Annotated in this window: 35 protein-coding genes; 14 read left to right on the top strand and 21 right to left on the bottom strand. The window is 64.4% G+C overall.

The genetic code is table 11. The features are described 5' to 3' along the window. Positions 1-2: 2 nt before the first annotated feature. The 19 genes from GGR45_RS15680 to GGR45_RS15590 form a co-directional block, all read right to left on the bottom strand. Positions 3-197: a hypothetical protein gene (locus tag GGR45_RS15680; protein WP_175310778.1), complete on the bottom strand. Its 195-nt coding sequence runs from the start codon at positions 195-197 to the stop codon at positions 3-5. 80 nt (positions 198-277) lie between these two features. Then, complete coding sequence (locus tag GGR45_RS15675; RefSeq protein WP_175310777.1) at positions 278-1,573, bottom strand: phage major capsid protein; 1,296 nt, start codon at positions 1,571-1,573, stop codon at positions 278-280. A 25-nt stretch (positions 1,574-1,598) separates the two neighbouring features. Continuing rightward, entirely contained in the window at positions 1,599-2,228 is a 630-nt protein-coding gene (locus tag GGR45_RS15670; RefSeq protein ID WP_175310776.1) for an HK97 family phage prohead protease, read from the bottom strand. Between the two features lie 2 nt (positions 2,229-2,230). Further along, positions 2,231-3,526 (bottom strand): phage portal protein, encoded by a 1,296-nt coding sequence (locus GGR45_RS15665; RefSeq protein WP_285139417.1) that lies wholly within the window; start codon positions 3,524-3,526, stop codon positions 2,231-2,233. Further along, positions 3,523-5,034, bottom strand: a complete 1,512-nt coding sequence (locus GGR45_RS15660) for a terminase TerL endonuclease subunit (protein ID WP_175310775.1) — start codon at positions 5,032-5,034, stop codon at positions 3,523-3,525. The genes GGR45_RS15665 and GGR45_RS15660 overlap by 4 nt, the downstream gene beginning before the upstream one ends. After that, positions 5,031-5,501, bottom strand: coding sequence for a terminase small subunit (locus GGR45_RS15655; RefSeq protein ID WP_175310774.1), 471 nt, complete (start codon positions 5,499-5,501; stop codon positions 5,031-5,033). The genes GGR45_RS15660 and GGR45_RS15655 overlap by 4 nt, the downstream gene beginning before the upstream one ends. A 144-nt stretch (positions 5,502-5,645) precedes the next feature. Next, on the bottom strand, positions 5,646-5,957 hold the full coding sequence (locus GGR45_RS15650; protein ID WP_175310773.1) for an HNH endonuclease: 312 nt from the start codon (positions 5,955-5,957) through the stop codon (positions 5,646-5,648). A gap of 114 nt (positions 5,958-6,071) precedes the next feature. Further along, positions 6,072-6,689, bottom strand: a complete 618-nt coding sequence (locus GGR45_RS15645) for a hypothetical protein (RefSeq protein ID WP_175310772.1) — start codon at positions 6,687-6,689, stop codon at positions 6,072-6,074. Positions 6,690-6,741: 52 nt separating this feature from the next. Then, a complete protein-coding gene (locus GGR45_RS15640) occupies positions 6,742-6,918 on the bottom strand; it encodes a hypothetical protein (protein ID WP_175310771.1) in 177 nt (58 codons plus the stop codon). Between the two features lies 1 nt (position 6,919). Beyond that, positions 6,920-7,123, bottom strand: a complete 204-nt coding sequence (locus GGR45_RS15635; protein ID WP_175310770.1) for a hypothetical protein — start codon at positions 7,121-7,123, stop codon at positions 6,920-6,922. Next, positions 7,120-7,536 carry a hypothetical protein gene (locus GGR45_RS15630; protein ID WP_175310769.1) on the bottom strand — a complete coding sequence of 139 codons (417 nt, stop codon included), beginning with the start codon at positions 7,534-7,536 and terminating at the stop codon, positions 7,120-7,122. The genes GGR45_RS15635 and GGR45_RS15630 overlap by 4 nt, the downstream gene beginning before the upstream one ends. Positions 7,537-7,561: 25 nt before the next feature. Further along, positions 7,562-8,299, bottom strand: a complete 738-nt coding sequence (locus tag GGR45_RS15625; protein WP_175310768.1) for a helix-turn-helix domain-containing protein — start codon at positions 8,297-8,299, stop codon at positions 7,562-7,564. Positions 8,300-8,471: 172 nt separating this feature from the next. Continuing rightward, positions 8,472-8,675, bottom strand: coding sequence for a hypothetical protein (locus GGR45_RS15620; RefSeq protein ID WP_175310767.1), 204 nt, complete (start codon positions 8,673-8,675; stop codon positions 8,472-8,474). After that, positions 8,675-8,932: a DUF2312 domain-containing protein gene (locus GGR45_RS15615; protein ID WP_175310766.1), complete on the bottom strand. Its 258-nt coding sequence runs from the start codon at positions 8,930-8,932 to the stop codon at positions 8,675-8,677. Before GGR45_RS15615 ends, GGR45_RS15620 begins: the two co-directional genes overlap by 1 nt. A 2-nt stretch (positions 8,933-8,934) precedes the next feature. Further along, positions 8,935-9,549, bottom strand: a complete 615-nt coding sequence (locus tag GGR45_RS15610; protein WP_175310765.1) for a TRM11 family methyltransferase — start codon at positions 9,547-9,549, stop codon at positions 8,935-8,937. Next, positions 9,546-9,710 (bottom strand): hypothetical protein, encoded by a 165-nt coding sequence (locus GGR45_RS15605; protein ID WP_175310764.1) that lies wholly within the window; start codon positions 9,708-9,710, stop codon positions 9,546-9,548. Before GGR45_RS15605 ends, GGR45_RS15610 begins: the two co-directional genes overlap by 4 nt. After that, positions 9,710-9,910 (bottom strand): hypothetical protein, encoded by a 201-nt coding sequence (locus tag GGR45_RS15600; RefSeq protein WP_175310763.1) that lies wholly within the window; start codon positions 9,908-9,910, stop codon positions 9,710-9,712. The genes GGR45_RS15605 and GGR45_RS15600 overlap by 1 nt, the downstream gene beginning before the upstream one ends. Next, entirely contained in the window at positions 9,910-10,089 is a 180-nt protein-coding gene (locus tag GGR45_RS15595) for a hypothetical protein (RefSeq protein WP_175310762.1), read from the bottom strand. Before GGR45_RS15595 ends, GGR45_RS15600 begins: the two co-directional genes overlap by 1 nt. A gap of 41 nt (positions 10,090-10,130) precedes the next feature. Next, positions 10,131-10,598, bottom strand: coding sequence for a phage regulatory CII family protein (locus GGR45_RS15590; protein WP_175310761.1), 468 nt, complete (start codon positions 10,596-10,598; stop codon positions 10,131-10,133). 384 nt (positions 10,599-10,982) lie between these two features. On the opposite strand from GGR45_RS15590, the gene GGR45_RS15585 reads away from it, so the two are divergent. Then, positions 10,983-11,240, top strand: coding sequence for a hypothetical protein (locus GGR45_RS15585; protein ID WP_175310760.1), 258 nt, complete (start codon positions 10,983-10,985; stop codon positions 11,238-11,240). Positions 11,241-11,378: 138 nt separating this feature from the next. Here GGR45_RS15585 and GGR45_RS15580 read toward each other — a convergent pair whose 3' ends face one another. Next, entirely contained in the window at positions 11,379-11,522 is a 144-nt protein-coding gene (locus tag GGR45_RS15580; RefSeq protein ID WP_175310759.1) for a hypothetical protein, read from the bottom strand. Beyond that, positions 11,523-11,702, bottom strand: a complete 180-nt coding sequence (locus GGR45_RS15575) for a hypothetical protein (protein ID WP_175310758.1) — start codon at positions 11,700-11,702, stop codon at positions 11,523-11,525. On the opposite strand from GGR45_RS15575, the gene GGR45_RS15570 reads away from it, so the two are divergent. From GGR45_RS15570 to GGR45_RS15510, 13 genes are all read left to right on the top strand, one after another. Next, complete coding sequence (locus GGR45_RS15570) at positions 11,682-12,560, top strand: S24 family peptidase (RefSeq protein ID WP_175310757.1); 879 nt, start codon at positions 11,682-11,684, stop codon at positions 12,558-12,560. The two genes, GGR45_RS15575 and GGR45_RS15570, sit on opposite strands and share 21 nt — an antisense overlap. Before the next feature lie 42 nt (positions 12,561-12,602). After that, positions 12,603-13,430 carry a hypothetical protein gene (locus GGR45_RS15565; RefSeq protein WP_175310756.1) on the top strand — a complete coding sequence of 276 codons (828 nt, stop codon included), beginning with the start codon at positions 12,603-12,605 and terminating at the stop codon, positions 13,428-13,430. Positions 13,431-13,627: 197 nt separating this feature from the next. Further along, a complete protein-coding gene (locus GGR45_RS15560; RefSeq protein WP_175310755.1) occupies positions 13,628-13,765 on the top strand; it encodes a hypothetical protein in 138 nt (45 codons plus the stop codon). A 32-nt stretch (positions 13,766-13,797) separates the two neighbouring features. After that, positions 13,798-14,124 (top strand): DUF968 domain-containing protein, encoded by a 327-nt coding sequence (locus GGR45_RS15555; RefSeq protein ID WP_175310754.1) that lies wholly within the window; start codon positions 13,798-13,800, stop codon positions 14,122-14,124. Next, entirely contained in the window at positions 14,124-14,603 is a 480-nt protein-coding gene (locus tag GGR45_RS15550) for a hypothetical protein (protein WP_175310753.1), read from the top strand. The genes GGR45_RS15555 and GGR45_RS15550 overlap by 1 nt, the downstream gene beginning before the upstream one ends. Further along, on the top strand, positions 14,596-15,081 hold the full coding sequence (locus GGR45_RS15545) for a hypothetical protein (RefSeq protein ID WP_175310752.1): 486 nt from the start codon (positions 14,596-14,598) through the stop codon (positions 15,079-15,081). The genes GGR45_RS15550 and GGR45_RS15545 overlap by 8 nt, the downstream gene beginning before the upstream one ends. Before the next feature lie 11 nt (positions 15,082-15,092). Continuing rightward, positions 15,093-15,293, top strand: coding sequence for a hypothetical protein (locus GGR45_RS15540; RefSeq protein WP_175310751.1), 201 nt, complete (start codon positions 15,093-15,095; stop codon positions 15,291-15,293). Continuing rightward, positions 15,293-15,457, top strand: coding sequence for a hypothetical protein (locus GGR45_RS15535; RefSeq protein ID WP_175310750.1), 165 nt, complete (start codon positions 15,293-15,295; stop codon positions 15,455-15,457). The genes GGR45_RS15540 and GGR45_RS15535 overlap by 1 nt, the downstream gene beginning before the upstream one ends. Continuing rightward, positions 15,457-15,627, top strand: coding sequence for a hypothetical protein (locus tag GGR45_RS15530; RefSeq protein ID WP_175310749.1), 171 nt, complete (start codon positions 15,457-15,459; stop codon positions 15,625-15,627). The genes GGR45_RS15535 and GGR45_RS15530 overlap by 1 nt, the downstream gene beginning before the upstream one ends. Positions 15,628-15,646: 19 nt before the next feature. Then, positions 15,647-16,417 (top strand): hypothetical protein, encoded by a 771-nt coding sequence (locus tag GGR45_RS19930; RefSeq protein ID WP_175310748.1) that lies wholly within the window; start codon positions 15,647-15,649, stop codon positions 16,415-16,417. Beyond that, positions 16,410-16,709 (top strand): hypothetical protein, encoded by a 300-nt coding sequence (locus tag GGR45_RS15520; protein WP_175310747.1) that lies wholly within the window; start codon positions 16,410-16,412, stop codon positions 16,707-16,709. The genes GGR45_RS19930 and GGR45_RS15520 overlap by 8 nt, the downstream gene beginning before the upstream one ends. Beyond that, positions 16,702-17,022 (top strand): hypothetical protein, encoded by a 321-nt coding sequence (locus GGR45_RS15515; protein WP_175310746.1) that lies wholly within the window; start codon positions 16,702-16,704, stop codon positions 17,020-17,022. The genes GGR45_RS15520 and GGR45_RS15515 overlap by 8 nt, the downstream gene beginning before the upstream one ends. Beyond that, the gene (locus GGR45_RS15510) at positions 17,019-17,558 is read left to right on the top strand and encodes a hypothetical protein (protein ID WP_175310745.1); all 540 of its coding nucleotides are present in this window, start codon (positions 17,019-17,021) and stop codon (positions 17,556-17,558) included. Before GGR45_RS15515 ends, GGR45_RS15510 begins: the two co-directional genes overlap by 4 nt. The last annotated feature ends 16 nt before the right edge of the window (positions 17,559-17,574 follow it).

Here is a 17,574-nt window from a genome sequence, read left to right as displayed (position 1 = left end):
GATTACGCGCGCGCCCGACGCTGGCCTGCCGCAGGGGCGGGGGTTGACACCGGGGCTGGAGCCGGGGCGGGCTTGTCGGCAGCGAGGCGAACCGCGCCCATTGCCTTCAGCTGGTCGAAGTCGGCCTCTTCGTATTCGACCGACGTGCCCTCGGGCTGCCCATCGAGCGGCTTGGTCAGAATGGCCTGTACCTTCATGGTGTTACTCCTTCGCTTTCGGGAGCGCCGCTCGCGGCGTTCGCGAAAACGGGGGCGGCGATGTGCCACCCCCGAGATCATCAGGCGACGCGGCCCAGATCGCCGTAAACGATCGCCTGCGGGCGATAGATCGCCATGGCGAGGCGTTCCTCAGCGCGGATCGTGACCTTGTTCTTGACGAAGTTGTCCTGATCTTCGGTCGAGACATCGACCGTGGCATCCTGACGGTCGAAGATCTGGGCGGCGAGATTGAACGCACCGACCAACGCCTTGTCGACGCCCATCGCCTGGGTGGCGACGACCGGCAGACCCCAGAGGGTCGGCGACAGCGTGCCCTGCGGATTGCCGATCAGATAACGGCCCTGGCCGTCCTTCTGCATCTCGATCGCGGCCCAATCGATCGGGTTCAGCACGATGCCGTTGGGCGGATATTCCGCCAGCGCCGCCTGCAGGATCATGAGACGGATGATGTCGACCTGCGAGGTCGCGGTAAGGCTGCCCGGCGCCGCATAGGCGGTGGCGGCGGTGACGAGGCCGAGCAGGTTCTGCCCGGTGCCCGAACCGTTGAGCAGCTGCTGCTCCTCGGCATAGGCCAGGCCATAGCGCAGACGCTGATCGATGATCGACTGCAAACCCGCCGCATCGGCCAGGATCTGCACCGAGGTGCGCATCCAGTGGGCGATGGTGCGGACATTGGCGGTCGCGTCTTCGAACTGCAGCTCCGACTGGGGCTTCAGCGTGCCTTCGGCGACCGGCGCGGCGTTGTTGGTGAACAGCTTCTCGCGCTCGTATTCGATCTGGTTGCTCGTGGTGTTGCCGGGCAGCAACAGCGAGCGGATAGTGAGGCGGCGCTGCGGCAGCTCGACCTGCAGGCCGCGGCGATCCGAGTTGACGAGCGCACCGGCCGAACCAGCGGCATCGGTCGTCAGCGACGTGATGTCCTTCACGTCGACGATGATGCGCCCGCGCGGGCGGGTCTGACCGGCGAAGCTCTTGAACTGCTCGTCATTGACGAAGCGCTCGCCTGCCGACGCGTGGACCTGCTCCTGTTCCGCCTGGCGCGCGATCTTCTGCTCGAGCGTGGCGAGGGCGCCCTTCACCTCGTTCGCGGTCGTCAGCGCCTCGTCGGCCTTGGCCTTGTCCTCGGGCGACATCTTCTCGCCCTTCTCGGCCATGCCGAGCGCGCGTTCGGCGATCGCCTTCACCTCGTCGAACTTGCGCTCGACCAGCGTCTTGGTTTCGTCCGCCAGCTGGGCAGCCGTCTTGGTCTCGGGGTGGCCTTCGGGGCCACGCATATAGCGCCCGCGGGCGCGCTCGATCGAGGTCATCGGGCCGAGCAGCGAGGCCGCCGCGACCAGCATCATATGCTTGCGCATGGTATTCTCCAGGTTGTCAGGTGAGCTAGGCGGCGAGGGCCGCCGAAAGCGCCGACAGGAAGTCGACACCGGGTGCATCGCCGGGCTCACCCCGGAGCAGATGCGACAGGCCTTTACCGGCGATTGCCGTGGCCTGAGTCCGCGAAAAGCCTGCCTCACGCAGGAACTCTTCGAAGTCTGGGAGGGACGGCAGCTTGCCTTCGCCTGCGATGTGCTTGACCTTGGTCACCTGCGCGCGGTCGTTCATCGGAACCGCGACCAGCGAGGTTTCCAGCAGGGACAGTTCGATCAGCTCGCGTGCCGTGTCGGTGTAGCGTTCCTTGATCGAGCGATAGCCGATGGACAGCCCGGCCAGCGCGCCGTCGCGAACCAGCGCCAGCGCCTCGGCCCCATCTGCCGTCACGGTGGTGATGCGGCCCTTGATCTTCAGTCCGCGGTCGCTGTCCTCAAAGGCATTCCACACGCCGACCGGGCGGCGACCGTCGTGATAGAGCAGCATGGGGAGGGACTTGCGGCCGCGCAGCGTCTTGGCGAATGCACCGGGCAGGATGATGTCCCCGCCGTGGTCGACATTGTTATACGCCGCTGCGAAGCCCTCGATCTGGCCGTCTTCGCCGACGTCCTTCACTTCCAGGGGGAAATCGAAGGTCTGCATGGTCACTCCTTCACCGGCTGACCGGTCGCGGTAATCGGCACGTTCTGCGACTGCATGCGCGGCTCATCCCCACCCGGCACCGGGGGCAGGTTCTCCAGTCGGCGTACCTCGTTGATGGTCATCCAGCCGTTGTTGAGGCCGGACTGATAGAAGCTGGCGCGGCCCGCGCTGTCGCCGCGTAACAGGCCTTCCAGGTTAAACTCGATGGTGATGCCCTCGGCGCGGTCGCGATCGGTCAGCAGCTGCTTTTCGAGCGCCTGCTCGATCCGCTTGAGACGGCGCCGGAGGGAGAACTTCACGAAGCCGAGCGTCTGCTGCTCCAGCCCGGTGCCCCATGACGTGCTGTTCTCGGTATGGCCGACCATGTGAGGCGGCACGCCGAAGATCCGGCAGATTTCCTCAACGCCGAAGCGGCGGCTTTCGAGCATCTGGGCATCCTCGGGATTGAGGTCCAGCTGCTGCCACTTCATTCCCCGGTCGAGCAGCATGGGCCGCCCCGCCTTCAATGCCCCCGCGAACTTGTCCGTCAGCAGCGTTTCCAGTGTCTCCCGCTGCTCTTTGGTCAGGGCGACATTCTCGCCTGCCGACAGGATGCCGGAGGGACGAACGCCATTGGCAAAAATTGAAGCTGCGGCAGCATCGGTGGACACCGCCGCATCGAACGAACCCCGGCAAACTGCCAAGGTTGAGGCACCGGAGAGCGAATTGCCCAGCGGTCCGCGGATGTGCAGCATCTGCGACCCGGGGACGGTGAACTTTTTACCGTTAGCCGAATAGGAATATTCGATCTCGCCGCCCGGCAGGCGACGCGACGTAACCGTATCGGGGCGGAGCGGCACGAGCGAGCCGATTCCGCCGGTAGCCGTCTTGCTGATACGCGCGTAGGCATTGCCCTGCAGCTCCAGCCCGGCGACGGCGAATTCCCAGAAGTCGGTGGCCGTGTCGTCATAGTTGGGGCTGTCGTGCAGCACGCGGTACAGCGCATGATCCCGGGCAACCGACCGGATACCATCGCGCGATGTGCGATAGACGACGAGCGGAAGGCTGGCGATCGTCCCTGCCAACAGGTTGACGCACGCCCAGACGGCGGAAAGACCCAGAGCGTTGCGTCCGCTAGCGGCGCGCCAGTCCTGCACCTCCGCGACGGTCACCTGATTGCGGACGAAGTTGTCGCCGTTCTCGGTCGACATCTGACCGCCGCGCCAGGGCAGGATATCTTTATGGGCACCGGCGATCGCGCGCTCGGCTTCGGCAAGCCCGCTATCGTACTCGACGGTAAAGGTGCGCCGACTGCTCACGAAAGGCTCGCGATCCAGTCGTCGGCGTTCGTGGCGTCGTTGGTCTGCATCGCCGCCACTCCCATCGCCATCACGAGAGCGACCATGCCGTCGATGCGGCCGGTCGATTTCGCCTTGTTCAGCTTCCGATCGCCCGCCGCGTTCTTCTCGACCACGGCGTTGGCTGCGCACATCGTCATCACCGGGTTGGCGCCATGGGCGACCTGGCCGTTGAGGAACGCAATCTCTGTGGTGTCCATGGCCGGTGCCATGCTGACGTGGCCTTGGCCGAAGGGCTCAAAGGGGAGGGTGATCCCCAGCTTCCCCATCTGGGCCTCGAGTGTCTTGAACCGATACCGGTCGAACCCGATGCGGCCGATGTTCATGCCGTCCGTGATCTGGCCGATTTTGGTGGCGACGAGCTCATAGTCAACCGCGACGCCGGGCGTCGTCTCGATCAGCCCGTCCTTGACCCAGCGGTCATACGGCACGCGATCGCGCTTCGCGTGATCGAGCACCGTGGCCTCAGGCTTCCAGAACCACGCCTTAACGTGCCACTTGCCCATCCAGAACGCGACCAGCACGAACGCGCAAAGGTCGGTCGTCTCGGCTAGGTCGAGGCCGCCGAAGACCAGCCCTTTAAAGAACGCGTCGTCGTCGACCTCGCCATTGCAGGCCAGCCAGACGCCGGGAGCGATGAACGGCGAGAACCGGTTGACCCGCTGGTTAAGATACAGGTTCCGGAAGCCGTTCTCCGCCGACGGCATGCGGGACGCCTTCTCGGCAGCCGCGAGCAGTTCAGCCTGTGACCGGAAGGTGCCCAGCGCCGGATTGGCGGCGCGGTGGGCTTCCGGGTCGAGCACGTCGCAATCGGCCGGAGCCTCATAGACGTGGCAGATGATCTTCGGATCACCGGACCGCCGCGCATCGTCGATTTTGACGCTGAGCATGTCGGCGTCGGTCGGCGCCTGGGTCGAGATGATCAGGCGAAGCGCGTCATCGTATGCGCCGCTGGCCGTCTCGATCGCCTCGACGAAGTCGTCGTGATCGCCGCGAACCTGGCCAAGCTCGTCGAGGATGGCGAGCACCGGCGACAGGCCGTGCGAGGTCGAGCCCTCCGCAGCCAGTGCCTTGTATTCGACATTCAGCGCCAGGCCGATCAGGCGCTTGCCCGATGGCACGATGCGGATCAGCCGGGACAGGTCCGGCGACATGGCGACCATCTTGGCCGCGAGGTTGAACACGAGCGCGGCCTGCTCACGCGAGCGGGCGCCGCTGACGATCTGGCTGTTCAGCCGCGCCTCGGGCCCCGCGATGTGGGCCAACAGGATCGCGGCGATCAAACCGGACTTGCCGTTCTTCCGAGCGATGGAGAGGATACCCTCCGTCGTGCCCACCGGGTTGTCATAGACATCGAGGATGAAGCGCTGCTGGAATTCCTCCAGCCGCATCGGCTTTCCGACCAGCTTGCTTTCGGGGACCAGGCAATACCGATGGATGAAGGCGATGACCCGCTCGCCGCGCGTCACGCGCTACCGGCAGGCCTCGCCAGGAGGCTGTCCCCATCGCCCGCAAGCGGGTTGTGACCAGATTCGATATCGTTGGCGTGCTCGCGCCGCTTGTTCACGTCGCGCTGCTCGCCGTTCTTGGCTCGGTTATCCAAGCCCAGCGCGCGGCGGAGGGTCACGATGCGGCGCGCGAGCTTGTCACTGACGTCGATCGTGTCCAGCAGCTTCTTCGCGTTGACGTTGCCGCCGCCAACCACCGCATAGCCCGCGACGCGCTCCGCGTCGGCCATGGCGCGGGCGAGGTTGGCCGCGACGACGAGGTCGGAATCGGTCCATTCCGATTTCGGCTTCTCCGCGATGACGGCATCCCAGAACGGGAGGTCGCCTTTCCGGATCTTGAGATGCACCGGCGGTGACAGGTCGCGCGCGGCTGCGGCCATCGTCGCCACCGCCCCCGCCGCGCTGTCGATGCGCTGGCGCCGGGTCATGGAGCAAATCCTGTATTAGCGATGAAAGAAGAGGGACCGTCGGTTTCCAGCACGATCGCCCCAGACTTTTGACCCGCCCCCCCCCCAGGGGGTGGCGGCGCCGGGGTCGGGGCGGGGGTGGCGGGGGTCGGCCGGGTCGAGGGGTCAGGCCCGCCCGAGGGCGGCCGCCCAGGGGTGGGTCGGGTCGGTCGGCAGGCCGGTCGCGTCGCACCCGCCCATGCCCTTCGACCGGGTCTTCCCGAATTGCTCGGCGGTCACCATGCGGTGGCACCGATCACACAGGCATCGGATATTGGTGTCGATGTCGAGCCCGCCCAATGCGAGGGGCTTGATGTGATCGGGGACGGTCGAGGGGGTGATGACCCCACGCTCGGCACAGAGACGGCAAAGGGGTTCATCGGCGAGGCGGCGGCGGCGCTGCTCTACGGCAGCGCGTCCGCGAAGACGCTTCGTCACATGCCAGCCTCCGCCCCAGATACGGCAAGAGCCGCTACCCCAAGGGGCGCGGCTCTCGATCACTCCGAGCGCACAACGTGCACCATGACTGCCTGCCAGAAATAAACGGGAACGTCAAGCGATCAAATCAAGTCCGTCGAGCGCGCGCTCCAACTGCTGGTACTGGCTGGCTTGAGCCTGCCGCTTGGCGCGGTGGGCCACGACGATCGCGTCCAGCCAGGCCGGGCCGCAGTCTGGGTTGGGATCAATGACCAGCTGGTCGAACGCGTTCCTGATGTGTCGCCCCTGCGCGTTGATCAGTTCCAGCGACCGGGTCAGCGACGCCTCGCGCAGGGCGTCGCGCTCGGGGTCGGACGGCAGTTTACCGTGCTGGGGCTGGAAGCGCGCGAGGCTGTCAGGTGTCGTGAAGCCGTATGCGAACCAATAGGCGGCGGCGATACGGCGTGCTGCGTTCAGCCTGTCCTCGGCCTGCCGACCAGTCCCGAGCAGCCCGGCGCAATAGGCCCGGCCGATCGCGTCGCAGGTGTCCGTCTCTGCCTTGCGCCCACGATCCTGGCGGGCCTTGGCGTCCACCTCGCCCACGTCATTCGCTGGGAGGCCATACAGAGCGCGGCGGCGCTGGATGCCCTCGCACGGCATCAGCAAAACAGGCGTTCGATCACGCTTGCGCCCCGATGCCGACCGGCTGCCCCGAGGCTGCCCCTTGCTCAATTTACCCTTGCTGCGCCCCATAAAATCCGCCCTGCCAATCTGTTGAGAACATACCATAAACACCGCCTGGTGCTCACCCCTTTGCGGTCAGCTGCCAGTCGATGATGTCGAAGTCGTAATTCGGTGGGTACGCGGGGTCATTGAGCGTCCACCGCCACCGCTTGGGGCTGATCCCCCGCACGACGACCTTGTTACGGAAGCATATGTCGACCGTTTCAAACGGTGGCGGGGTGCCCGTATTGCGCGCCACGTCACGATCCCGAACCCTCCGAGGGATCGGGGATGAAGGTCACCCCGTAATAGGTCAGGCCGACGACATCCCGCCAATCCGGCTGGCCTGCCAACAGCACGCCTGCAATCCGGAGGCCGATAGTCGAGCCGCCGTCGCCCACGGCCGCGACCATGTCGAACATCTTCTCGCGGTCGACCTCGAAGGTGAAGCGCTCGACGGTCATGCTGCCTTGGCCTCCGCCGTCTGGTCATCGGTCTTGAACCGCGCCGCGATCTCCGAGACCTCGGCGGCTTCCTTCGCGCTCAGCGGTGCCGGATCGGGGCGCCACATGCGGTCATGCGTAGCGACCAGCGCGCGGATTTTGGACAGCTCCCACTTCCGCCGGGCGAGCATGCCGCACCGCTCGCGGATTTCGGCCGGGGTAGGGAAGAACCGGCTTTCGCGCAGCGCGGCGGCGCAGGCCGCGGCGAGCACATCACCGGGCACGTCGTCGAGCGCATCGGCGTAAATCTCCAGCCGGGCTTCCGCCTCAATGTCGCTGACCTTCGCCGACGGATAGGCCATGGCGAGCTTGGCGATCGCGCGGCGGCAGCCCTGCCGGGACGCTGGCGACAGCGACGCCTCGTACTGCGGCACCAGCGCGACCAGCGCGGCCCGCTCGTCAGGAGAGCAGACGTGGCTGAACGACGGCGCTTCCTTTACGAGCTTCTCGAGCTTCGGCGTTTCGTAGAGCCCGCACCATAGGGTTTTGGAGCTCGTCGGGATTGCGGTGGTTGCGAGGTCGGTTGCCATTGAAGCGTTTCCAGTTCTTGACCCAGGTTCTCCAGGAGGCTTGCCAGTCGAGGCTGGTTGTCCCCTTCGTCGTGTGCAGGTCGATGAAGTGCTCGACCTGCTCCTCGATCTCGCCAGGCGGCCAATCGGCCATAGCCTTGGCGGTGAGGGAGGCGGCGGCGGGCGCTGGCCAGAAGTCCGCCGGGACTTTCGTGGCACGCTCTGCTCGCGGTACCGAAGAAGGCGAAGCCTTCGTAGGTTTGGTGGTTCTTGGCTGTTTGGGTGCACCACCTGCGGGGGTTGCCGCATCTCCTGCGGGGCGCATCTCCTGCGGGGGTGCAGCCTGTGCGGGGGCGCACACCGTGCGGGGGTGTACGGTGTAGACGACGCCGTGACCTGGGCGCTCCTTGCGCGTGAGATGCCCAGCTTCAGCCAGCGCCTTCACCGCATTCTGCACAGACCGTTCGGACAGCTTCGTCCGGCTTACCAATCCCGCAATGCTGGGCCAGCACTGCGCCTGCTTGTCGGCCATGATAGCGAGCACCATCAGCACGCTCTGCTCAGGCGCGCTGATAGCCTCGACCGCGACGGCGGCGCGACACAGATCAAAGCCGGTCAGGAGCGTCACGCGGGTCGCTGCCCCCGTGCCTGGGCCAAGCGGTCGGCGTGGACAGATACGCGCGCTTTACCGCGCGATCCGATGCACGGATGACGGGGTAGGGCGCCGCAGGTCGGGCAGGCCCGCTGCAATGCCAGCCGCCGAGCACTCGGCCCGCGCGAATGCTGCGCATGGTCGTCCATCAGAATGTCACCTGCTGATCGGCGAGCGAGCGCCGCAGTTCTTCGACCTTGGGACGCGCCAGTTCGAACCGACGCGTCTCCAAGCGGGGGGAGGTGGGCCGCTGCATCCGACGTTCCGCCAACGCCGCGTCGAGGTCGGCGCGCAGCGGGGCGAGGCGGTCAACGGGGGCCTGGCGGAAGACGGAGAGCAGCGACCCGAGCATCAGATCATGCCCAGCGCGGTCATGTAGGTGTGGAGGATGGCTTCCTCCTCCTGGTATTCCTCGCGGCGCTTCTTGCGGATGACCATGATCTTGCGGATCTGCTTCGGGTCGTACCCACGCGCCTTCGCCTCGGCGAACACATCCTTGATGTCGTCGCTGATGCCCTTCTTCTCTTCCTCCAGGCGCTCAGCGCGCTCGATCAGGAGGCGCAGTTCCTCGGCGGTCACGTTGCCAGAGGTGTCGAAATCGTCTGCCATGGTTATGATTCCTTCGTGGTGATGGGGAGCCAGCGGGTACGGGTCTCGCGGTCATGCGGACGGGTCCACACGATCCAGCAGAAGTCCGTCGTGCCGCCGCGAAAGGCCCGATCGCCCAGATCGGCGATCATGTGGCCAGGCGGCATGGATGGGCGCTGCGAGAGCACCAGCACGTCACTGGGGGGAAAGTCGGTGAAGAGCGATTGCCGCCCCTGGCTGGCGAGGAACGACAGTTGCTGGAGGATCGCGACGCGGCGGAGCGGCTTGGCCAGCAGCTGGCGTGCGATCGCCTCGGCGATCTTGAACGGCGGGTTCGTTACCGCCGACACATCTGAGAAACCGGCGAGCGCCCCTGGGAGCGACGGACCAAGCACGTCATAGGCGCCCAGGAAGTGCGCGCAGCCGCGGTCAACGATGTCGCTGCCGTAGGCCACATAGCCCTTGGACCGGAATGCGTCGGGGATCGTCCCACGCCCACAGCACGGGTCCCAGATAATGGTGCGATGCTCGAATGCGATCGCGTCCGCCAGCTGCTCGACGCACCACTGGGGCTCGACATACCAGTCGTCGGCAGCGCGCTCATATGGAGCCGCTCGGACAATGCTGCCGGTGCTCATCGCGCCTGATCCCCCAGGCCCTGCCGGATCAGCTTCCACAGCCGCTCGACCTGCTGCACCGGCATCCGCATCCGATAGGCGGCGTCCGTCAGCGTCGGGCAGCCGTCCGCCATCAATTCGGCCAGCTTGTCCATGCGAGCGATAGAGGGATCGCGGGCCATCAGCGCGGCTTCCGCCGACCGTCACGGCAATAGCCGCAGCGGTATCCCAGGTGGTCCTTCACCAAACGGGTGAAGTGGTCGCCGCATTGGTCGCACTCGCCCTCAATGCCGACCGGGTGATTGGCGGACTGGGCTGCCGCAATGCCCCGTGCGGCTTCGGCCTCGGCAACCTCATTCGCCATGTCGATGTGGTCGGCCATTACGCTGCCACCTCGAACAGAGGGATCACCGCTTGGGCGGGATCGCTGATCGGCAAGAAACGGTACGCCTGCCCGCCGGAGACGATCACCGCCGCCGCAGGCTGCACCATCGCAAGACGCAATTCTTCGGTCGCGAAAGCAGCGCCAGCCGCTCCCGCGTCGTCATTGGCAATCGTCATCGTCGTCACTCCAGAGCCGGGTCAGACCGGCTGATTGGTCCTCATCCGTCTTGCTCGATCGACGCCAACTCGGCGTCCATCGCGGCAAGCAATTCCATCAATTCCATGATCTCCGACCGCACCTTGCGGGCCTCCGCCGGCTCGACCACGCCATCGCGCAGCGCCTCGCAAAGCCCGGACGAGACATCGGCCCCTTCCTTCACCTTGCGTGCAAGCAGGCCCATCAGGTTTGCGCCGGTCGCGCGGCCCTCGGGCACTGCCACGAAAACGCCGCCCATCTGCTTGCATAGGGCGCGGGTGACATGCGGCCAGCCAGACCGCTCGCGCGCCAGCGGCTCCAGGTCCGCGACGACGTCAATCGCGATGAAGCTCTCGGGCCGAGACACGGACTGGTTATCGCCGAGCACCGACTTGCCGACGCGGCAGAAACCCGCCGCCGCCTCTAGGCCGCCGACGCCCTTGACCATCTCCTGCGTCGCGCGCTTCAGGTCGATTTTCTCGGGAGTCATTGATTTCCCTCAGCGGAAATGTCGTCAGCCTTTCCGGATGACGTTGCGGTGTCGCAACGGCCATACGATCCGGCATGAACAGTGATTGCCTTTCCACCGCACCGCGCGCCGTCCGCATCGCGAAAGCCCGCGCGCTGGTCGACAATGTCACCGGCGGCGGCCGGGAGTGCGCCGCCGCCGGTGAAGGTGCTGCCGCCAGAGCATGGGAGTACGGAGGCGGCAGCCGCAGGGAGAGGATGGATACCGGCATAGACCGGATCGGAATGGCCGCAGGTCACGGACTGGCAGGCAGCGCAGGCCATGTCAGCGCCCTCCAGCCGGAGCACTGGACGCGCTCCGGCCTTCGGCTATCGTGCGAGATCCTACACACGCACGAAGAGGTAAATGATGCTCGGCGAAGACCCCACCGCGCTCGCGAAACGGCAGGATTTCAATTACCAGGTGCTGACCTTCACGACATTTTGGCTGACGCGATTGATGCCGACGCTGGCAAAGCAGGGAATTGTGAACCCTCAAGCTCTGAAGGTCATGCATGACACTCTCCAGATTCTTGAGAACGAAGATTTTCTCCCGGTTGATAAGGAGAAGATACTGCTCTGGCGGACGACCTTGGCAAGGGATGCTGGGCTGGAGCAGGCGTGAGATCGACCTCAGCAATCTGACGGATCATCTCGCAGGCTTCACCGCAAGAGGCGCTGCCGGATCCGGCGAAGCCTGCGACGATCTCCCGGATGCGCGCTTCCTGCTCGGGCGTGAACGGCTGCTCGGGGTGGCAGGCCATTATGCTGCTACCTTAGTGCTGGCCGAGCACCGAGGCGCGCGGCGAATGTCATTGCGGATGTCGATCAGCGCGAGCGTTGCAAACAGCAGCAACAGCGCGATGAAGCACTTCACAAGGAAGTCGAAGGGCTCGGGATCGCGCATCTATGCCGCTGCCTGCGCGGAAGCGACGGGCGGCGTCGCGATCAAATCCTCAGCGCTAACCTTGATCTTGCGTCGCTTCGCCTCGTCCAGCACCTCGCGCTGGCGCTGCGCCGGGATGACATCCCGATCCCACCAGCCTTGCACAGTGGTATGCGAGCGATGACCCAGCTTCTCGGCCATTGGCCGAATGCCGCCGAAGCGAGTGATGACAGATCGGATGCCCATGTCATGTGTGTACACTTGGAGCGTACATCTGTCAACGTGGATTGTGTACGTACGTCGCTGGATAATGAAGATGTGTCAAATAACGAATCTACTGGGGCGGCTGTAGCGCGCCTGCGCTTGCGATCTGGCCTCTCTGTTCGTGACCTTGCTGTTGCCGCAGGGTACAACCATGGGTCAGGTGTGCAACGCTACCTCGATCCCGCCTATGATAAGCGGCTACCGGTAGAAGTCGCGGATCGTCTGGCGTCGGCGTTGGTCGGGAAGGGGGATCCGCCGATCACGCGTGACGAAGTTATCGCCCTGACAGGTATCTCGTTTGAAGGCAGGGGCGCCGAACAGCGGGCCACACGTATTGATAAAGCGCCGGATCAGCCATCAGTACGCTCGGTTGATGGTGGAGAAACCGCCCCTGTGGCCCGGCTCGACCTGTCATATTCAATGGGGCCGGGGAGGGATCTCGACGATAGCTATATTGAAAGCGAGGCCTTTGAGTTCGACTTGGGCTTCCTTCGCAGCATGACGGTGACGCCCCCTGATCGCCTACGCATCGTAGATGGCATCGGCGATAGCATGCAGCCGACGCTTCATGATCGCGACCTGCTTTTTGTCGACGTGAACCAGGCGAGCTTGAATGCCCAGGATCGCATCTGGGCAATCTGGCTATTTGGCTTGGGCGCTGTGAAGCGCTTGCGCGCGATCGATACCGAGAAGGTGCTGGTCATCAGCGACAACCCCGACGTGGAAAATCAAATCGTGAATCGGGCCGACATTATCATCCACGGGCGGGTCGTGGGGTCGATCAAGCGGCATTGAGTTTGCAGCCTATTCAATTTGTTGGATCAAGTGGGGGGTGGAATGGGGTACAGTCAGGATGTCATGGACCATCCGCCATTCCAGCTTCATCTCGAGCCAGAGATACCAATCGAGCTTGGCGTCATGCTACGATGCCTCGGCGCGATTGGCCACCAATTCGAGGTTTTTGCAACCGCCGAGGGTCTGACGTCGGCGAAAGACGCTAAGCTACTTGTCTCTAGCGTGAAGCCTGGCTCGATTGATATCGGCCTACTTCCCGACCTTTCTACGCTCGGCACACTTGTTGCCCCGGTCATGGTTTACTCAGCGCCGGTTTTGAAATTCGCGACCGCCCTTAAAGGCTTAATTGATAAGTTTAAAAAGAAACCTGAGCCGGTTGGTATTACTATAAAAGATTGCTCTGACGTTGCTAATATCGTTGCTCCGTCCGCGCAGAGCGGAGGGACTCAGACAATCCATATATACAATGCACCTGTTTACCAACCAGTGGTGCATGTGACGCAGGAAGATGCAAAGCTTATTCAAGCTAACGCGTTGGAGATGAAGGCACTGCTTGAGGCTGAGGCTCTCGAGGTCGTTCAGAGGACGCCAATGATCCTGTACGGCATGGATGCGGATGCCGCCCGGACAGCCGGTGCCCGGAGCCCGGACAAAGCGATTATTGAAGAGATAGACCCTAAGCATCGGCCTGTATTTTTCGAAGATGAGTTCGCCGGGCTAAAATCTGAGATGCTCGCTGGGCACGACAACCCGTACAAGCGGATATACTTTGTAGACGTGAAGGTGTCACGGGTTGCCGGTCGCGTAGTGAGTTATCGCATAATTGGATTCCATGGGTCAGAAGAAATACCCGACGAAGAAGACGACTGAGAGCCTGCTTTCCCCTGTCCGCGACCCATGGAAAAATGGCCGGATGGTTTACCCCTTTTTCGGGGCTTTTTGCGGAGGCGCATACAAAAAACGTACACTCAATGTGTTCAGCCTGTTGACGGGTGTACATTATAAGCGTACATCCTCCTCACCGCTGATCGCCGCCTGATGCGAGCGAAGCGGTCGAGGAGATCGCTATGTCCTGCATCGCGGGCATTCCCCAGCATAGGAACGATGATCGCCGGCAGATGACGCTGGCGGCGCTGCGGGCACGGTACCAAGCGCTGTCGGTCTCGAAGCAGGTCGACATGCTGCACCTGATGGCGCGCGGCTGATGCTTCGGTCATCGCTTCCCCAGCGTAAGCCGATGAAGTCCGCCAAGGCGGATGCCGGACTGCGCTGCCGTCAGCACCTCCAGTGGATACGGGGCCATGTGTGCGCAGTCTGCGGTACGCGCGGCGACGAGGCCAATAAGATCGAAGCCGCCCATGTGCGCCGCGCCGCCAATTCCGGCGTCAGCATCAAGCCGAGCGATGCGTACACCGTGCCGCTGTGCGCGGCCTGTCACCGTGAAAGCCACCGCGGAGAGAAGTCTTTCGAGGCGAAGAACAACGTCGACCTGATGGCGATCGCCCAGGGCCTATACCGCAAGTCGCCTCACCGCCTGAATCTGGCCGATCCGTGGGGTGCGTGATGACCGCCGCACGCCGTCCCAGCCCTGTGAAGCTCGCCGAGATCGACCCCGATTTCGACCAGGTCTTCCACGGCTTGCGCTGGAAGGTGGCGCGCTACCGCCAGCTCAGCCCCATGATCCTGTCGGCGTCCACCGATCCCATGCAATATCAGAAGCTTGGGGCGATGGCGGCAGAGCGGGGTGACATCTTTGCCACCCTCCACGACCAGGCGGACAAGATGAAGATTGGCTCGGCCTATGCACTGATGCGGCTGGTCGAGACGGTTGAGGCACTGACCCGCCGGGCGCGCGGGCGCGAAACGTCGCCGGCGGCCAACGCCGTGATCGCTGAGCTTCGCGAGGAACTGGGCCGCGCGGAGAAGGCCGCCGAGGAAGCGCGCGTCGAATATGTGCTCCGCCGCCGCATAGCGAAGGAGGCTGTCGATGCCGCCGCGTCCGTCAGCGCCGCCCTCCGGTATGTGGAGGCGAGCCTTGGCTGATCCCAATCTCCCGCCGATCGGACGGCAGCCGTCCGTCCGCCAGGTCGCGCCCTCAATCCGCACGCCATGGTACGGCAATATCGTCCGTTACGATGACCGCGACGGCATACAGTCGGGTGGCGAACGCTGGACGACCCAGCAGGCCGCCGCGATCTTGCAGCGTGGACTGGACCCGCTGACCTGCGAGGCGATGGAGGTCCGGCGCCAAGCGGTGAATGCCGAGGTGTGGAGCCCGGTGGGGTCGCTGCCCGCCGTCTTCGCCTTCGACTGCCCGATCATCAAGCGGATGGCCGGCGGCAAGGTGAAGGTCATCGCGCCCGACGGCCAGCCCAAGATCGTCTTCGCCAATGGCTGGGGGCACCACCCGATCCGGCGCCCATCGCAGCCCGAGGACGGCTTCTCGCAGGCCCGCATTTTGGGCGCTGGCGGCTCCGGCGCGCGCCCTGTCTTTTCCACCACTCGGAGGCCCATCCGATGACCCCGTCACCCTTGGCTGAGACCCTGCAGATCGCCGCATTCGTCTTCGCGGGCGGTGTCGCGATGCAGACCATCGTCGGCTCGCTGGCGCCCAACTGGGGCCGGATCATCGCCATCCTCTTTCCCGTCACCATTGCCGCCTCGGCCGATCAGGCTGGCTCCACGCTGCGCACCGATGAGGCCGGTGCCCAGCCAACCGCAGAGGTCCAGTGATGTCCGATTTCGAGCGTCAATATGCTGAGGCCCGGCGTCGCAATGCCGAAATTAACCGCCGCATGGAGCAGTGGGCGCGGGTCAATGCCGGGATCGGTGTCGGGGCGCTTGCCACCTTCGTCGTAGCACTGATCCTCGTCGTCTATGCCTTGGTGTCGCGCTGATGCCCTCCGTCTATCGCTCCGTCACCATCGCCCCCGGTCACACGCTGAGCCTGCGCCGCGCGCGCCAGCAGTCCGACCGCCCAGGCTTCGTCACCGTCACCGGCCGCCGCCGCGCGCCCTTCGACGTGAAAGCTTCCCTCTGGAATGAGGCTCCGATCTCCAATGCCTAACCATGTAACGTCCCGGTGCGTGATCACCGGCCCCGCCGCTGACGTTGCTCGCTTTCGTGAGCAGATGATCGTCACGAAGATGGAGGAACCGGAGGAGTGGTGGCGCGCCGACCGCAAGCCCCAGCCGTACACGACGTTCGATTTCGACGCGATCATCCCCATGCCGGAGGTATTGCGCCGAGCGGAGGATTCGACTGCCGCCGAAGAGGGCATGGCGATGATCACGGCTCGAGGGGAGCGTGGTGCGCCGTTCGCCACCTACGGACTTTATGCCGCCCGCATCGCTTGGATTCGTGCACAGGCGGGTCTGTGCGCTGATGCGTCAATATCCGCCGTGGCGGGCGCGTTCCTGGAGAAGCATCCGAGGTGGGAGGAAGCAGGCAAGGCCCGCATGCAGGCGCTGACTGAGACGGGCTTTGTAAGCTGGTATCCGTGGTCGATAGCGAATTGGGGCACGAAGTGGGGTGCGTATGCCTTCAGCCTGGCCGCAGAGGAACCGCTGACCATCAAGTTCGAGACGGCCTGGAATTTCCCCACTCCGGTCTTCGAAGCGCTGATCGCCGCATTTCCGACACTGACATTCGACTGCATCTGCTTTGATGAGGGGTGGAATTTCGCAGGTGAGGGCGTCTTCGCCGCCGATGTCACCACGTTCCGCGAGGTCAAGGCAACGGATGCCATGTACGAGCGCGTGTACCTGCGGAAGCCGGAGCGTGACGAAGACGACGAGGATGCCGACGGCAAAGCCGCCCCGGGCGCCGCCGATCCGCAGGAGGCCGCCCGTGGCTGACCAAATACCCGATAGCGCGAAGTTGCTGCCCACCGATAAGTGGGGGGAGAACGCCCTCTCCGCAGACGCGATCCGCCAGGGGGAGGGGTGGCAACCGATTGAGACTGCCGTGCTATGGGAGGTCTACATCGTCACGGACGGCGTCAATGCCGCGATGTCGCAATATGCGGAAAGCGATCACGGCGACCGCTATTGGGCAGTAGAGCCGGAAGACGCCCTCGAATGGGTGCCGACGCACTGCATCGGCACCCCCGCCTCTCACGCCAGCGATGGGGGAGCGAGCAATGCGTAAGCCGTTCCGATGGGAAGCCGATTGCCTTGCCGATGATCCGTTCGCGGGAGACTTCGGCAATGGCGAGGTGGCGCTTTCCGATAAGATGGTCACGAACCGGGGCGGTGGGACCTGCCACACCTGCGCCGGACCATGCGAGCCGGGCACCCGCAACCGAGTGCTTACCGAGCGCGGTGACGAAGGCCTCGAGACCTTCCGTTGGTGTCAGCCGTGCTGCTTCGCGATGGCGGTTTACGACCGCCGCCCGAGCATCGGTGACGCACGCTTTGCCCTTGGCGAACAGCGCCGGGCTGAAATGCGAGGTGTAGCATGACCACCCGACAGACGCCGGATGCTGTGCGCGAGGCGGCAGAGGAAATTGTCGCTCTCCCTCATTTTCTTGATATCGGTTACGCGCAGGACATAGCCCGTCGCATCCTCGCCGCCCTCGACAGCCGCGCGGGCGATGCGGGGGAGATCGATAACGGTTATAGCGCAGATGACGCCGTTGATTTCGTGTTCAACCGGCTCGCTGAAAAGCTGGGGCTTGCCGAGTGGCAGGTGGTCGAGGGCAGCGAGGAATGGGAAGGGGATGTTTCCGCCACCCTTCACCGCCTGCTTATCGATGCTGGGATCATTGACGACGAAACAGGCGTCGTTGCGACTCTCGCCACCCCCGCGCCCGCTGTCGATGCGGTCCCGGCGGGGGAGGTGTATACGCGAGAGCAGATCAATTCCGCACTACGAACGGCGCGATCCAATGCCATGGAAACGTTCGGCATTCGATGGGCGCATCTGGAAGAAATTAGCCGGATCGAATTGACGCTCTCCGCTCTCTCCGCCCTCTCGCACGGGGAGGGGCGGAAGTGAGGGAGGTGCTCGACCT

The sequence above is a fragment of the Sphingomonas zeae genome, assembly GCF_014197135.1.
Classification (GTDB): Bacteria; Pseudomonadota; Alphaproteobacteria; order Sphingomonadales; family Sphingomonadaceae; genus Sphingomonas; species Sphingomonas zeae.
Note: the sequence above shows the minus strand (reverse complement) of the source record. Positions and strands in the feature narration are given on the sequence as shown.